Origin of the sequence: Streptomyces sp. XY431 (assembly GCF_001279805.1) — a bacterium.
Lineage (GTDB): Bacteria > Actinomycetota > Actinomycetes > Streptomycetales > Streptomycetaceae > Kitasatospora > Kitasatospora purpeofusca.
In genome coordinates this window covers 1-14,984 of the sequence record NZ_LGDO01000006.1, presented here as the reverse complement: position 1 = coordinate 14,984, position 14,984 = coordinate 1, and the positions used below count along the sequence as shown (strand labels likewise).

Sequence of the window (14,984 nt, the reverse complement as noted above, 5' to 3'; positions counted from 1 at the left end):
ATCAGGGAGGGCGACCATGCCCCGCAGCACCCGCCGCCGACCGGCGCCCGCCCACCCCGCGACCGAGGAGATCGACCTCTTCGACGTCCTGCACGCGCTCGCCGACCCCACCCGGATGACCATCGTCCGGGTGCTGCGCGCCGAGCCGGAACGCGCCTGCGGCACCTTCCCGGTGGACGTCGCGCCCTCCACCCTCAGCCACCACTTCAAGGTGCTGCGCGAGTCCGGCCTGATCACCCAGCGCGAGGAGGCCAACCGCCGCTTCTCCGCCCTCCGCACGGCCGACCTGGAGCACCGCTTCCCCAAGCTCCTGGACACCGTCCTCGCCGCCCACGCCCACGCCGACACCCACGCCGCCCCGGGCCCCGAGGCCACGTCCTAGGACGGGTCAGAGCTCCCAGGACCGGGGCCGGGCCAGGGCCTCCCACTCCGGTCGGAGCAGGGACAGCACCGCGGCGTCGTACCGGCGGCCCCGGTGCAGGCAGGCCGAGCGGCGCACACCCTCCTGGACGAAGCCCGCCCCGGCCAGGACGGCGAGCGCCGGGGCGTTGCCGGTGTGGGTGACGGCCTGGAGGCGGTGCAGGGGCAGCTCGCCGAAAGCGAGGTCGACCAGCGCGTCCAGCGCGGCCGAACCGTGGCCCCCGCCCCGGTGGTGCTCGTCCATGAGCAGCGAGATCTCCGCCGTGCCGTCGGCGAGGTCCTGGTCGAAGAGGGCGATGTGGCCGATCGGCGTGCCGTCGGGGAGCAGGACCAGGAAGTCGTCCCGGTCGTTGTCGTCCCGCTGGCGCTCCAGCCGCTCCCGCAGCGCGGACAGTAGCCGATCTGGTGCACGGCCACGGGGTCGGAGCGCCAGCGCTGCAGCAGTTCGGCGTCGTCGACGTCGACGACCGTGAACCCGATGCCGTGGCCCCGCCAGCACACCTCCCGGTCCGCCGTCTCGATGTCGTCCTCGGTGCCGTCCGCGGTCCCGGGTACGTTCTCACTGTCGGTCACGCACGGATGCTACGAGGCCCGCACCGGCCGCCACCAGCGAATTTCCCGTCGCCGGGGCGGGTGTCACGATCCCCCCGCCGGACCGCCGGGCGACCGTTACGCAGCCGATGAAGCGCTGTGACACGACCGGCCGGGGACCGCGACACGGGCTTCCTACCGTCAGTCCGGACGCACCGGCCACAGGGTGCCGGAGCCCGCGTCACCACGATGAAGGAGAGCTCGCATGGCTCTGCGTACGACCACCAACCGCGCCCGGCGCTCGGCCGGCGTCTCCCGGCTGACGGCCGTCTGCGCCCTGACCGGCGCCGCCCTGCTGGCGACCGTCACCGGCGGGCAGGCCTGGGCCGACGGCGGTGCGCCCAGCGCGCCCAGCGCGGCCCCGAAGGCCGCCGCCCCCGTCACGCCCACCGCCACCCCCTCCGCCGGCCCGGTCGAGGCCGGCAGCGGTCCCGCCGTCAAGGCGCCCCAGCACCCGGAGCGGCCCCCGACGGCCCAGCCCGCCCCGCCGTCGGTCGAGCAGCCGAAGGAGCAGGCGCGGCCCGCCACGCCGACCGCGCGGCCGGAAGGCGTCCCGCCGAAGCCCCAGGCGCCCACCGACGCCAAGCCGCAGGTGCGTGAGGTTCCCAAGGGCGCTGCCCAGGCCGGCGACGGCTCCGGGGCCGGCGACTCCTCCGGCCTCAAGCTGGTCGGCGGCGGCACCGTCGCCGCCATCGGCGCCGGGGCGCTCGGCTTCGCGCTGCTGCGCCGGCGTTCCGGTGCGCGGGGCTGACAACGCTCCCGGGTCCTCCCCGCACCCCGTCGCCGCCGGTCCGGACGGCGGCGACGGGGTGCGGGCGGTGCGGGGCCGCCGGGCCCGGGACGGTTCGCAGCACGGCCGCCACGGGCGGCGCGCCGGGCGCGGGACGGGACTGAACCGGAGCGTCTTCGGCGCGGCCGGGCTGCTCTGCCTGGCGATCGGCGCGACCGTGGCGGTCTCCGGCCGCGCGGAGCCGCCGGTGGTCCGGGTGGAGACCTCGGCCCGGCAGGCCCCCGGCGCCACCGACCCGGCGGCGCCCGCACCCGCGGCCTCCGCCCCGTCGGCGGCGACCGGCACTGCCTCCGCCGACACCGCCGCCCCCCGCCCGCTGGCGGCCTCGGCCCCGACCCGGCTGCTGATCCCCGCGGCCGGGGTGGACGCCCCGGTCACCGGCCTCGGCCTGAACGCCGACGGCACGGTCGAGGTGCCGGCCGCCGACCGCGCCGACGAGGTCGGCTGGTACCGCAACGGCCCGACCCCGGGGGAGACCGGGCCCGCCGTCCTGATCGGGCACTACGACACCGCGCACGGCCCGGCGGTGTTCCACAACGTGCCGAAGCTGAAGCCGGGCGACCTGATCCAGATCCGGCGGGAGGACGGCGGCACGGTGGACTTCCGGGTCCGCGCCCTGCTCCAGACCGCGAAGAACACCTTCCCCACCGACGCGGTGTACGGCAACACCAAGGGGCCCGAGCTGCGTCTGATCACCTGTGGGGGCCGGATCGGGGCCGACGGCCACTGGACGGACAACATCGTCGTCCTGGCCGATCCGGCGACGCCCGTAGGCTGACGGGGTCGAACGGCGCCCGGCGGAGCCCCCGTCGGGCGCCCGCCACGTCGGCCGGGGCTCGATCGGACACGCACCGAACACGCACCGAGAACGCAGAACGCACAGGACCAGAGAGGGCCCCGGACGATGAGCACCGCCCCCCGCCGCACCGCCGGCGGGCCCCGCGCGGCCCGCCTCCTCCCCGTTCTCCCCGTCCTGCTCGCCGCCGCGGCGCTCGCCCTCCCGGTCGGCTGCGCCGCCCCCGGCGAACTGCGCGACCACGGCGCGGTCGGCCCCGTCACCCGCTCCCCGGCCCGCGAGCCGCTCTGGCCGGGCGCGCCCACCGCCGCGTCGCCGACGCCGCTGGAGCCCACGGGGAGCCGCAGCCCGGAGCCGCCGCCGCAGCCGGTCCCCGACCTCACCGTCCCCGGGCAGGACGTCACCGCCGTGGACGTCCGCGCCCTGCTCACCAAGGACCCCGGCGTCACCCAGGACGAACGGCGGGTCCTCGAACCGTGCCCCGGCTGCGAGCTGCGCGCCCCCGAGTACCGCGACCTCACCGGGGACGGCCGGCCCGAGCTGCTGCTCGCCGTCGGCCTCGCCGACACCGTCGTGCTGCACGTCTACACCGCCTCCGGCGACCGGCTGCTGCCGATCCACCGGGTCTCCCTGCTGAAGGGGTTCGGCGCCGAGACGGTCGGCACCGACCTGTGGCTGTACGAGCCGACCGCCTCCTTCCGGACCGGCCGCCTCTACCGCTGGGACGGGGTGCGGCTGGCCCTGGCCGACCAGAAGGTGGAGGGCATCGGGCCGACCCCGGAGCCCGATCCGACGCCGACCGCCGAGAAGCCCGCGGTGGAGAAGCCGCCCGGTACCGGCCCGTCCGCCGGGTCCGGAGGCGGGCCGGTCAGACCCTCGGCCCCGTCCCGGCCCGTCGGCTCCCCGTCCGCCGGCCCCGACGCGGCGGGCGGCCACCCGCCCCCGCCCCCCCCCCCCCCGGCCGGGCCGGGGGGGTCGGAAAGCAGCCCCACCCCGCCCCCGCCCGCCCCGTGCCGCCCGCCGCCACGCCCACCGCCGTGCCCCTCCCGGAGACGAAGCCATGAGCCCCACGGCCGCCGGCCACCCGAGCATCCTCATCGTCGAGGACGACGAGGTGATCCGGGAGGCGACCAGGATGGCCCTGGAACGCTACGGGTTCCCGGTCGCCACGGCCGCCGACGGCCTGGAGGGGCTGGAGATGTTCCACGCCGTGCGGCCCGACCTGGTCCTGCTGGACGTGATGCTGCCGCTGCTCGACGGGGTCGGGCTGTGCCGGCGGATCCGGGAGGAGAGCCAGCTGCCGATCCTGATGATGTCGGCCCGCACCGACCCGGTGGACGTGGTGTCCGGGCTGGAGGCGGGCGCGGACGACTACGTGGTCAAGCCGTTCGAGAGCGCCGTGCTGGTCGCCCGGATCCGCACGGTGCTCCGCCGCGTCCGCGTGGTCCCGGCCGAGCCGGAGCCCGCGCCCGTTCCCACGCCGCCCGCCGAGCTTCCTGCCCCCGGACCCGCGCCCGCCGACCCGGTCCCTCCGGTCGCCCCCGCCCCCCGCACCCCCGTCCGCAGCTTCGACGGCCTGGAGGTCGACACCGACTCCATGGAGGTCCGGGTGCACGGCGCCCTCGTCCCGCTCACCCCGACCGAACTGCGCCTCCTGCTGGAGTTCACCGCCGCCCCCGGCATCGTGCTGGAGCGCGCCGTCCTGCTGGAACGCGTCTGGGACTACGAGTGGGGCGCCGACACCCGCGTGGTCGACGTCCACGTCCAGCGGCTGCGCGCCAAGATCGGCGGCGGGCGGATCGAGACCGTCCGCGGCTTCGGCTACAAGCTCAGGCGGGGCGAATGACCCTGCGCCGCCAGATCGCCACCGCCGTCGCCGCCATCTCCGTCCTGGTCGCGGTGGCGGTCGGGCTGCTGGTGCACCAGGCGATGGTCCGCCAGCACGTCGACCAGGCCCGGGACTCCGCCGTCACCGCCCTGGACGCGGCGCTCGGCTCCTACGAGCGCAACGAGGAACTCACCGGCGATGGCCGCCGACAGGCCGCCCTGGACGACCCGGAGCTGCCGGCCCGGCTGCGCGCCCTGGCCGCCGAGGGGCGGCGCGGGTCGCTGCTGGCCCAGGGGCCCGGGGGCGAGTCGGTGTGGGCGGCGGTCCCGGTCCGGAGCGGCGGCGAGGTGCTGTCCGTCCGGGTCGACTTCGCCCAGGACCGGCAGGCCATCGCCGACCTGGACCGGATCATCCTGCTCGCCGTCGTCGCCTCCGTCTTCATCACGGTGCTGGCGGGGGTGCTGGTCGCGGACCGGATCAGCCGCCGGCTGCGGACGGCGGCGACCGCCGCCCGGGGGATCGCCGCCGGCCGCACCGACACCCGGATCGGCGAACTCGTCGACGGGCGGGACGAGGTGGCCGACCTCGCGGCGGCGGTGGACCTCATGTCGCGGGAGCTGCACCGGCGGCTGGAGGACGAGCAGCGGTTCACCGCGGACGTCGCGCACGAGCTGCGCACCCCGCTGACCGGTCTGGTCACGGCGGCCGAACTGCTGCCGCCGGGGCGGCCCACCCAACTGGTGCAGAACCGGGTGCAGGCCCTGCGCGCCCTGGTCGAGGACCTCCTGGAGGTCTCCCGGCTGGACGCCGACGTCGAGACGCCCGACCTCGCGGCCGTGCCACTGGACCGTGCGGTCCGCCGCACGGTCACGCTGACCGGCCTGGACGTCGACGTCGAGGTCCGCGCCGACGCCTCCGTCCGCACCGACCTGCGCCGCCTCGACCGCATCCTCGGCAACCTCCTCCTCAACGCCGACCGCCACGGCGGCGGCCCGATCCACCTGCACGTCGACGGCCACCGGCTCACCGTCCGCGACCACGGCCCCGGCTTCCCCGACGAACTCCTCCGCGACGGCCCCCAGCGCTTCCGCACCAGCGTCCGCGAACGCGGCCGCGGCCACGGCCTCGGCCTCACCATCGCCCAGGGCCACACCCGCGTCATCGGCGCCACCCTGACCTTCACCAACCACCCCACCGGCGGCGCCGTCGCCACCCTCGTCCTCCCGGCTGCGCCCGCCCCCGACTCCGACCCCGGCGAAGACCCGTCCCCCTGATCCGTCCCGGACGTGGGACGGATCAGGGGGACGGGACCGCCGCCGCTGCCCGGGGCCGGCCTCTCGGTCCGTACCGGAGCGGCTCCGCCGGAGCCACCGGCGGGGCCGCGGCCCGGAACGGCGGTCGGGGCGGCGGTCGTCCCGGTCCGCTCCGGGGCGGCCCACGGTCGTTCGGATGCGCCCGGAGCGGAGCGGGTGGCTCGTTCGACGGCTCTCTCGACGCCTCACTCGACGGTGACGCTGACCTCCATCCGGTCGGCCCCCGGTGTCCCGGCGACCTCGATGGTGACGCCGCTCCACTGGCCGTCCGGTTCGTTCAGCGGCGGGTTGCTGTGCTCGCCGAGGAGGTTGTTGCCGAGCGACGGGTAGAGGTCGTCCTCGTCGCCGCGGTTGGGCACGACGGCGTCCGCCAGGTCGCGCCGGCCGTCGGCCTGCATCAGCTCGATGGCGAGGTGGCTCTCGTCGTTGACGTTGTCGATGGACTCGTCCACCGCGTAGACGGCGATGCCCTGGTCCGGCAGGAAGGCGTCCTGGCCGCTCTGCCGGCGGTACTCGACCACGATGTACTGCTTGGCGTTCATCCGCGGGCTGCGGACGAGCAGGATGTCGCCGTCCTCGGAGACGGGGCGCAGCACGATGTCCTTGACGGTGCTGGTGATCTTCTGCGGCCGGGTCCAGTCGTGGAACATCCGGAGCATGCCGTTCGGGTACACCGGCCGGTCGCCGGCGTGCAGCCGGTCCGGGCCGCCCCAGGAGCCGGAGGCCATCAGGCAGAAGTTGCCGAGGCCGCTGGAGACCGCCTCCAGGTTCGGGTTCCCGGTGTCGTAGAAGTCGGCCCAGCGGGCGGCCAGATGGCCCCACTCGTGGGAGCAGACGCCGACCCGGCAGTCCTCGGGGACGGTGAGGAAGGTCTGGACGGTCAGGCTGGAGTCGGTCGGGAAGCCGGGGGTGAAGCTCCACTTGGCGCTCCACAGGGCCCCCGGCCGCTGGAGCTTCGGGACCGCCTCGGCGCCGGGGCCGGCGTGGACGATGAACAGCGCGGTGACGATGCCCTCGCCCAGCACGTCCAGTTCCTCGGGGAACGCCACGCCCTGCTGGCGGGCGATCTCCAGGGTGTCGGCGGCCATGCCCACTTCGTTCCTGGGGAAGGCGCCGGTGTCCTGGCCGGACAGGCCGTTGGCGTAGAAGGAGAGCGGGTGCGGCAGCCGGAACCAGCCGTGCACCGCGCCCTGGACGTCGATGCCGCCGTTGGCGGGAGCGGCGGGGTCGAAGCCGCTGACGCCGCGGTAGTAGTCGCGCATCGAGCCGGTCGGGAACGTTCCGGAGCTGAACAGCAACTGTTCGAAGTGCTCGACGGTGTGGGCGGGGTCGTGCGGCTGGTCGGGGAAGTCCACCAGCAGCACCAGGGTGGGGACGACGCCCTTGAGCTTCTCCGACGGGTGGTCGATGAGCTGGGCGTCGCTGCGCGGACCGGGGCGGAGGGCGCCGTCGTCGAGGCCGACGACGTTCTCGCCGCGCCACTGGGTGCGCAGCACGCGGTAGTACTGGCCGAAGGTGATGCCGTCCGGGAGGCGCTGGGACGCGACCAGGTCCCGGTACTCGTCATGGAGCTCGTCCAGCGCGGTCGGTGACAGCGGGACGGGGCAGGCGTGCGGACGGTCGTGGGGGAGGTCGACGGGGGTGGGGTGGCGATGCAGCGTGGTTAATGTGTGACGCATGGTGACGGCTCCTTCGAGCCTGCTCACCCCGCCGGGGCGTGTGCGGCGCCGCGGGGGCGTGTTCGGCGCCCCGTCGAGTAGGCGGTCGCCGGCAATCGGTCGGCTCGCCGAAAGGCGGTCGGGTCTGGCCGGTACCGGTTGCGAAAAGGTCGATATGCGGTTGTTTGTCACCATTCTGACGCTCCGGACGGCCAAAGCACCAGACCCGAAGGGCCGTCGGATCCGCCGCCGGTCCGCTCAGCCGGCCCGGTGCGCGGCGGCCGCCGCGGTGAAGGAGGCGGCGAGCTGCGGGTATCCCGCCCAGTGCAGGTGCAGATACGAAGCGTGAACATTCTCGGCGCCCGCCGCGCCCGCGAATCCCTCGGTGCGCGGACCGTCCGGCAGTCGCCAGCCCCAGGCGGGCCGTTCGCCGGCGCCCGGCTCGCAGACCGTGCGGTGGAACTCGTGCCCGCGCAGCCGCGCGCCGGTCGGCGCCAGCACCGAGTCCTCCAGCGCGACCGCCTCCCGGTACCCGAGCGTCAGCCGCTCGGTCATCCGGGCCGAGGTGTCCAGCACCCCGCACATCGGCAGGCCGTCCAGCTCCCGCCCGAGGTAGAGCAGTCCGGCGCACTCGGCCGAGACCGGTCCGCCCGAGGCGGCGAACGCGGCGATCGCTGCCCGCAGTTGCCCGTTCGCACTGAGTTCCCGGACGTACAGCTCGGGGAAGCCGCCGCCGATCACCAGGCCCGCCGTGCCCTCCGGCAGGGCATCGGCGTGCAGCGGGTCGAAGGGCACCACCTCGGCGCCGGCGGCGGTCAGCAGCTCGGTGTTCTCGGCGTACGAGAAGGAGAACGCCGCGCCCCCGGCCACCGCGATCCTCGGCCGGGCCGCACCGGGGGCGGCACCGGCACCGGCACTGGCACCGGCGTCCAGGGGGGTCACCTCGCGGGCCGGGTCCCACGGCTCCGCCGTCAGCGGCGGAGCCGTGCGGGCCAGCTCCAGCACCGCGTCCAGGTCCACCGAGGCGGCGACCAGTTCGCCCATGTCGGCCACCGCCCGCAGGGCCTCCGCCGAGCGCTCCGCGGCCGGGATCAGCCCCAGGTGCCGGGACGGCGTGGCGACCGCCGCCGAGCGCCGCACCGAGCCCAGCACCGGCACCCCGGAGCCCTCCTCCAGGGCCTCGCGCAGCAGCTGTTCGTGCCGGTCGGAGGCGACCCGGTTGAGGATCACCCCGGCCAGCCGGACCTCCGGGTCCCAGGAGGCGAAGCCGTGCACCAGCGCGGCCACCGACCGGGACTGCGAGGAGGCGTCCACCACCAGCACCACCGGCGCCCGCAGCAGCTTCGACACATGCGCGGTGGACGCCAGCTCGCCGCGCCCGGACGCGCCGTCGAACAGCCCCATCACGCCCTCGACCACCGCCACGTCCGCCCCGGCCGCGCCGTGCAGGAAGAGCGGCGCGATCCGCTCCGGTCCGCACATGAACGCGTCCAGGTTGCGGCCCGGACGGCCGGCGGCCAGGCCGTGGTAGCCCGGGTCGATGTAGTCCGGGCCGACCTTGTGCGGCGAGACGGCCAGCCCGCGGGCGGCGAGCGCGGCGATCAGGCCGGTGGCGATCGTGGTCTTGCCGGCGCCCGAGGAGGGCGCCGCGACGACGAGACGGGGGATGTTCACGGTGCTGCTGCTTCTCTCGCTGGTACTACCGGGACGCTCGGCGGGCTCGCCGCGCCACCACTCGATGCCGCGCCACCACTCGATGCCGCACTACCACTCGATGCCGCGCTGGCCCTTGCGACCGGCGTCCATCGGGTGCTTGACCTTGGTCATCTCGGTGACCAGGTCGGCCGCGTCGGTCAGCAGCTCCGGCGCGTACCGGCCGGTGATGACGACGTGCTGGCTGCCCGGACGGTCCTTCAGTACGGCCACCACCTCCGCCGGGTCGATCCAGCCCCAGTGCATCGGGTAGGTGAACTCGTCCAGCACGTAGAAGCGGTAGGTCTCGGCGGCGAGGTCGCGCTTGACCTGCTCCCAGCCCTCCTTGGCGGCCGCCTCGCTGTCCATTTCCATCTCGCCGGTGCGCTGGATCCAGGACCAGCCGGAGCCCATCTTGTGCCAGTCGACGGTGCCGCCCTCGCCGGAGGCGCCGAGCACGCGCAGCGCGTTCTCCTCGCCGACCTTCCACTTGGCGGACTTCACGAACTGGAACACCCCGACCGACCAGCCCTGGTTCCAGGCCCGCAGGGCCATGCCGAACGCGGCGGTGGACTTGCCCTTGCCGGGCCCGGTGTGGACGGCGGTGATCGGCTGGGTACGGCGCTGACGGGTCGTCAGACCGTCGTCGGGAACGCTCTCGGGGACACCCTTGGGCATATCGGCTCAGGCCGCCTTTCGCGAAGCAGAAGCAGAAGCAGAAGCAGAGGCAGAAGCAGAAGCAGAAGCAGAGCCGCTCGGACGGTGCCCGTCGCGGTGCCCGCCGCCGCGGCTGTCGCGGACGAGCGAGGCGACGCCGTCGGCGCGCAGCTCGTCCAGGGTCACGGCGGTGGCCCGCAGCCGGTCGGCCAGGGTGCGGGCCAGGCCGAGCCGGACCGGGCCCGACTCGCAGTCCAGCACCACGCTCGCCACACCCTGCCCGGCCAGCAGCCCGGCCGCCCGGTGCGACTGCGCGACGGCGTCCCGCGCGCCGGTGGCCCGGCCGTCGGTCACCACGACCAGCAGCGGGCGGCGGTCCGGGTCGCGCAGCCGCTCGACCCGCAGCACCTCGTGCGCCCGCAGCAGCCCGGCCGCCAGCGGGGTGCGGCCGCCGGTGGGCAGCGACTCCAGCCGGGCCGCGCCGACCTCCACCGAGGAGGTGGGCGGCAGCGCCAGCTCGGCGCCCGCGCCCCGGAAGGTGATCATGCCGATCTTGTCCCGGCGCTGGTAGGCGTCCATCAGCAGCGACAGCACCGCGCCCTTGACGGCGGTCATCCGCTGCCGGGCCGCCATCGAGCCGGAGGCGTCCACCACGAACAGCACCAGATTGGACTCCCGCCCCTGGCGCACCTGCTCGCGGAAGTCGTCCTTGTGCAGCACCAGGGCCCGCGAGGACCGGCCGCGCGCCAGCTGGTGCGGGGCGGCGGCGCGCAGGGTGGCGCTCAGGTGCAGCCGGGCGAGGCGCCCGCGCGGGCGGCGGGCCCTGATGGTGTGCCCGCTGTCGGTCTCGGCGGGGGAGCGGCGGCCCTGGGCGCCGCGCCCGGTGCCGTCCACGGCGAACAGCCGGGTCCGGTACGGGTCGCCGGCCGCGACCGGGGCCGTCTCCCGGGCGGGGGACGGGGGTTGGAGCGGGACCGGCTGCGGGGCGGGGGCGTCGTCCGGGGCCGGGCCGTCCGCCGCCTCGGCGGGCGGGCCGTCGGGGCCGTCCTGGCCGGACGGCTCGGGCGCGCCGCCACCGCCGTCGTCGGGGCCGCCGTCCTGCGGGCCGTCGCCCTCGGGGCCGCCCTCCGGGTCCGGGTCCTCGTCCGGCTCCTGCGGCTGCTGCGGCTCCTCGGGCTCCGGCTCGGCGTGCTCCTCCAGCACCTGGTCCAGCTGCTCCTCGTCCAGCCCGGGGGCGTCGAAGGGGTTGCGCCGCCGCCGGTGCGGCAGCGCCAGCTGGGCGGCCTTGCGGACGTCCTCCGCCAGCACCTCGGTGCGGCCCGCCCAGGCGGCCAGGGCGACGGCGGTCCGGGCCATCACGATGTCCGCGCGCAGCCCGTCCACCTCGAACGCCGCGCAGACGGCGGTGATCTGGCGCAGCGCCGTGTCGGTCAGCTCCACCTGCGGCAGCAGCTCGCGGGCGGCGGTGATCCGGTCCGCCAGCGCCCGCTCGTCCGCGGCGAAGCGGTCGGCGAAGGCGGCCGGGTCGGCGTCGTAGGAGAGCCGGCGGCGGACCACCTCGGCGCGCTCCACCGGCTCCCGGGTGGCGGCGATCTCCACCGTCAGGCCGAACCGGTCGAGCAGCTGCGGCCGCAGCTCGCCCTCCTCCGGGTTCATCGTGCCGACCAGCAGGAAGCGCGCCGCGTGCCGCACCGACACGCCCTCGCGCTCCACGTAGGAGCGGCCCATCGCGGCGGCGTCCAGCAGCAGGTCCACCACGTGGTCCTGGAGCAGGTTGACCTCGTCGATGTAGAGCACACCGCGGTGCGCCCGGGCCAGCAGCCCCGGCTCGTAGGCCTTGACGCCCTCGGCCAGCGCGCGCTCCAGGTCCAGCGAGCCGACGATCCGGTCCTCGGAGACGCCGACCGGCAGCTCGACCAGCCGGGCCGGGCGCTCGGAGGCCGCGGCGCCGGTGTGCGCGCCGTCCGGGCACTGCGGGTCGGGGCCGGCCGGGTCGCAGGCGAAGCGGCAGCCGTCGACGGTCGCGATGGACGGCAGCAGCCCGGCCAGCGCGCGCACCATGGTCGACTTGGCGGTGCCCTTCTCGCCGCGCACCAGCACCCCGCCGACCGCCGGGGAGACCGCGTTCAGCAGCAGGCCGAGCCGCAGGTCGGCCATGCCGACGATCGCGGTGAACGGGTATCGGACGTCACTCATGCATGCTCCCCAGGGGCTCCGGGCGGAAGGAACGGCAGCGATCCGGCCGCCGGCACCCCGCCCTCGATCAGCTTCCACAGCGCGTCGGTGTCGGCGTGTTCCTCGATCAGTTCGCCCAGCCGGTCCAGCCGGGCCTCCCGCGCGTCGGCGAAGGAGGTGTCCGGCGCGGGCACGAACGCCCGTCCGGCGGCCGCCGCGACCTCGCGCAGCAGCGCGCGCCGGAAGCCGTCGTTCTCCAGCGCGCCGTGCCAGGTGGTGCCCAGGACGGAACCGACCCGGCACCCGTCCAGGCTCTGTCCGTCGTCATCGGAGATGAACGCCTCGCCGCCCTCCACGGTGACGATCCCGTGGTGGATCTCGTAGCCCTCGACCCGCTCGCCGAAGGCCTCGCCGACGGGCCGTCCGAGCACCTTCTCGACCCCGAACCGCACCCGCGTCGGCAGCAGCCCGAGGCCCTCCGCCGGGCCCGCCTTCGACTCGACCTCGTCCACGATCGAGCCGGCCAGCATCTGGTAGCCGCCGCAGACGCCCAGCACCGGCAGCCCGGCCGCCGCCCGGGCCTTCAGCACCGGTTCGAAGCCGCGCTCGCGCAGCCAGCCGAGGTCGGCGACGGTGGCCCGGGTGCCGGGCAGCACCACCAGGTCGGCGTCGGCCAGCTCCTCCGGCCGGGTGGCCCAGCGGACCAGCACGCCGGGCTCCTGGGCGAGCGCGTCCAGGTCGGTGAAGTTGGACAGCCGGGGGAAGCGCAGCACCGCCACCCGCAGCACATCGGCGCCCAGCGGGCCGCGCGCGGCGGTCCGGTCGACGACGGTGGACAGGTCGAGCGAGTCCTCGGCGTCCAGCCACAGGTCCGGCAGCATCGGCAGGGTGCCGAGCACCGGACGCCCGGTCAGCTCGCGCAGCATCTCCAGCCCGGGGGCCAGCAGCCGCGCGTCGCCGCGGAACTTGTTGACGAACCAGCCGGCCACGTGCCGCTGGTCCTCCGCCGACAGCAGCGCCAGCGTCCCGTACATCGCCGCGAACACGCCGCCCCGGTCGATGTCCCCGACCACGACGACCGGCAGGCCGGCTGCGGTGGCCAGGCCCATGTTGGCGATGTCCCGGTCCCGGAGGTTGATCTCGGCGGGCGAGCCCGCGCCCTCGCAGACCACCACGTCGAAGCGGCCGCGCAGGTCCGCCAGGCACTCCAGGGCCCGTTCCAGCAGCAGCGGCTTGCGCTCGCGGTAGTCCAGCGCGCCGACCTCGGCGACCGGGTGGCCCAGCAGCACCACCTGGCTGCGGCCGTCCGCGCCGGGCTTGAGCAGCACCGGGTTCATCGCCGCCTCCGGCTCGACCCGGGCGGCCTGCGCCTGCATCGCCTGGGCGCGGCCGATCTCGGCGCCGTCGGCGGTGACGAAGGAGTTCAGCGACATGTTCTGCGCCTTGAACGGCGCGACCGCGACCCCCTGCCGCGCCAGCCAGCGGCAGATGCCCGCCGTGACCACGCTCTTGCCGGCGTCCGAGGTCGTCCCGGCGACCAGCAGTGCCTTGCTCATGCCCGGTACCTCCGCTTCCTGTTCAGCGCCGCCCGCAGCAGCAGGTGCCCGGCGACGGTCGTACCCAGGGCCAGCGCGCCCACCCGCCTCGAGAGCACGCAGGCCCGCTCGATGTCGTCCACCCCGACCGGCCGCAGCCCCTCGCCGAGCACCGGCCGGTGCTCGGTGCGCTCGCCGTACTGGAGCGTCCCGCCCAGCCGGACGCCGACCGCGCCGGCGAAGGCCGACTCGGCCTGCCCGGCGTTGGGGCTGGGGTGCGCGGAACCGTCCCGCCGCCAGACCCGCCAGGCGGTGCGCGGTTCGGGGGCGGCGGCCACCGTCAGCAGCGCGGTCAGCCGGGCGCCCGGCCAGCCCGCCACGTCGTCCAGCCGGGCCGAGGCCCAGCCGAACCGGGCGTAGCGCGGCGAGCGGTGACCGACCATCGCGTCCAGGGTGTTCACCGCGCGGAACGCCAGCAGCCCCGGGGTGCCGGCCAGGCCGCCCCAGACCAGGGCGTTGACCACGGCGTCGGCGGTGTTCTCGGCCACCGACTCGACCACCGCCCGGGCCAGCTGCCGCTCGTCCAGCGCGCTCGGGTCGCGTCCGCACAGGTGCGGCAGCCGTTCCCGGGCCGCCGTCAGGTCACCGGCCGTCAGCGCCCGGCCGACGGTGCGGGCCTCCCGGGTCAGCGAGGTGCCGCCGAGCACCGTCCAGGTCGCGGCGGCGGCGAGCGCGGCCCGGCCGAGCGGACGGCGGGCCAGCAGCCGGTCGGCGGCGACCGCGCCGGCCGCGACGGTGCCCACGCACAGCGCGGTGAAGGCGGTGCCGGCCGCGCGGTCGTCGCGCCACAGCAGTCGCTCCAGCCGGCCGGCCGCGCTGCCGAAGCCGGCCACCGGGTGGCCGCGGCGCGGATCGCCGAACCGGGCGTCGGCCAGGTACCCGGCGACGGCGCCCGCGCCGAACGCGGCGGCCCGGGTCAGCGGGCGCAAGGGAAGGCGGGTGGCGTGGTCGGCGGAGTGCTCGGGGGGAGGTCCCGGCCCGGCGGGGCAGCCTGCATCGCGTGCGTGTCCTCACTCAGGGTCCGCGCCCTGGATCGACGTACCGGGGGTGAGAGTCTCCTGGCTCCCGGGTCGAACGCGCTCCCGGGCCTTCCGGCGGCCGCAAACGGCCCTCCGTGGCTGAACTCCGGTCGTGCTCCCCGGTGACAGTGGCGGGACCGCGCCGGACTCGCACCGGCTTCCTCTGCTTGCCTCCGTAATGGCTGAAGGATCCCATCACGGGCCCGAAGGGGGAGTCAACCGAGGTCGCGGAGGGGTTGGTCACACGCCCGGGCCCTCCCGGCGGCCGCCCCGCGCCCCGTCCCCGCCCTCGCCGTTCCCCGTCGCTACCTCCGAGGCCGCCCGCCGCCGGACCGCGCCCCGCTGTGCGATCCTCCACCGCCGCCGGGCGGCGCGCCCGCCCCGCTTCGTGCGTTCGTCGGCTGGGGCACCACCCGGCGCCGCGCCTAGCGTCGGGACCCATGCGACCCC

The 14,984-nt window shown here is 76.0% G+C and carries 12 protein-coding genes and 1 riboswitch; of the genes, 5 read left to right on the top strand and 7 right to left on the bottom strand.

Features of this window, described 5'->3' with window-relative positions; translation table 11 throughout:
- Window positions 1–16: 16 nt before the first annotated feature.
- A complete protein-coding gene (locus tag ADK60_RS01675; protein ID WP_053642580.1) occupies window positions 17–382 on the top strand; it encodes an ArsR/SmtB family transcription factor in 366 nt (121 codons plus the stop codon).
- Window positions 383–388: 6 nt separating this feature from the next.
- On the opposite strand, the gene ADK60_RS01670 is transcribed toward ADK60_RS01675, so the two are convergent.
- The gene (locus ADK60_RS01670) at window positions 389–919 is read right to left on the bottom strand and encodes a GNAT family N-acetyltransferase (RefSeq protein ID WP_234370892.1); all 531 of its coding nucleotides are present in this window, start codon (window positions 917–919) and stop codon (window positions 389–391) included.
- Window positions 920–1,216: 297 nt separating this feature from the next.
- Here ADK60_RS01670 and ADK60_RS45560 point away from each other — a divergent pair, with 297 nt between their 5' ends.
- From ADK60_RS45560 to ADK60_RS01650, 4 genes are all read left to right on the top strand, one after another.
- Window positions 1,217–1,762 carry a hypothetical protein gene (locus ADK60_RS45560; protein ID WP_045944778.1) on the top strand — a complete coding sequence of 182 codons (546 nt, stop codon included), beginning with the start codon at window positions 1,217–1,219 and terminating at the stop codon, window positions 1,760–1,762.
- Window positions 1,749–2,579 carry a class F sortase gene (locus ADK60_RS01660; protein ID WP_234370891.1) on the top strand — a complete coding sequence of 277 codons (831 nt, stop codon included), beginning with the start codon at window positions 1,749–1,751 and terminating at the stop codon, window positions 2,577–2,579. Before ADK60_RS45560 ends, ADK60_RS01660 begins: the two co-directional genes overlap by 14 nt.
- A gap of 1,078 nt (window positions 2,580–3,657) precedes the next feature.
- Window positions 3,658–4,443 carry a response regulator gene (locus ADK60_RS01655; protein ID WP_053642578.1) on the top strand — a complete coding sequence of 262 codons (786 nt, stop codon included), beginning with the start codon at window positions 3,658–3,660 and terminating at the stop codon, window positions 4,441–4,443.
- Window positions 4,440–5,699, top strand: a complete 1,260-nt coding sequence (locus ADK60_RS01650; RefSeq protein WP_053642576.1) for a sensor histidine kinase — start codon at window positions 4,440–4,442, stop codon at window positions 5,697–5,699. The genes ADK60_RS01655 and ADK60_RS01650 overlap by 4 nt, the downstream gene beginning before the upstream one ends.
- A 224-nt stretch (window positions 5,700–5,923) precedes the next feature.
- Here the strand turns inward: ADK60_RS01650 and ADK60_RS01645 are convergent, their stop codons facing one another.
- The 6 genes from ADK60_RS01645 to ADK60_RS01620 all read right to left on the bottom strand — a co-directional run bounded on the left by ADK60_RS01645 (window position 5,924) and on the right by ADK60_RS01620 (window position 14,444).
- The gene (locus tag ADK60_RS01645) at window positions 5,924–7,417 is read right to left on the bottom strand and encodes a M6 family metalloprotease domain-containing protein (protein ID WP_079007967.1); all 1,494 of its coding nucleotides are present in this window, start codon (window positions 7,415–7,417) and stop codon (window positions 5,924–5,926) included.
- A gap of 237 nt (window positions 7,418–7,654) precedes the next feature.
- Window positions 7,655–9,070, bottom strand: coding sequence for a cobyrinic acid a,c-diamide synthase CobB (locus ADK60_RS01640; RefSeq protein ID WP_053642574.1), 1,416 nt, complete (start codon window positions 9,068–9,070; stop codon window positions 7,655–7,657).
- A 90-nt stretch (window positions 9,071–9,160) separates the two neighbouring features.
- Window positions 9,161–9,766, bottom strand: coding sequence for a cob(I)yrinic acid a,c-diamide adenosyltransferase (gene cobO, locus ADK60_RS01635; protein ID WP_053642572.1), 606 nt, complete (start codon window positions 9,764–9,766; stop codon window positions 9,161–9,163).
- A 6-nt stretch (window positions 9,767–9,772) separates the two neighbouring features.
- Window positions 9,773–11,941 (bottom strand): putative cobaltochelatase, encoded by a 2,169-nt coding sequence (locus ADK60_RS01630; protein ID WP_053642570.1) that lies wholly within the window; start codon window positions 11,939–11,941, stop codon window positions 9,773–9,775.
- Window positions 11,938–13,476 (bottom strand): cobyric acid synthase, encoded by a 1,539-nt coding sequence (locus ADK60_RS01625; RefSeq protein WP_053642568.1) that lies wholly within the window; start codon window positions 13,474–13,476, stop codon window positions 11,938–11,940. The genes ADK60_RS01630 and ADK60_RS01625 overlap by 4 nt, the downstream gene beginning before the upstream one ends.
- Complete coding sequence (locus tag ADK60_RS01620; RefSeq protein ID WP_234370890.1) at window positions 13,473–14,444, bottom strand: cobalamin biosynthesis protein; 972 nt, start codon at window positions 14,442–14,444, stop codon at window positions 13,473–13,475. The genes ADK60_RS01625 and ADK60_RS01620 overlap by 4 nt, the downstream gene beginning before the upstream one ends.
- Before the next feature lie 103 nt (window positions 14,445–14,547).
- Window positions 14,548–14,746: riboswitch (cobalamin riboswitch) on the bottom strand.
- Window positions 14,747–14,984 lie beyond the last annotated feature (238 nt).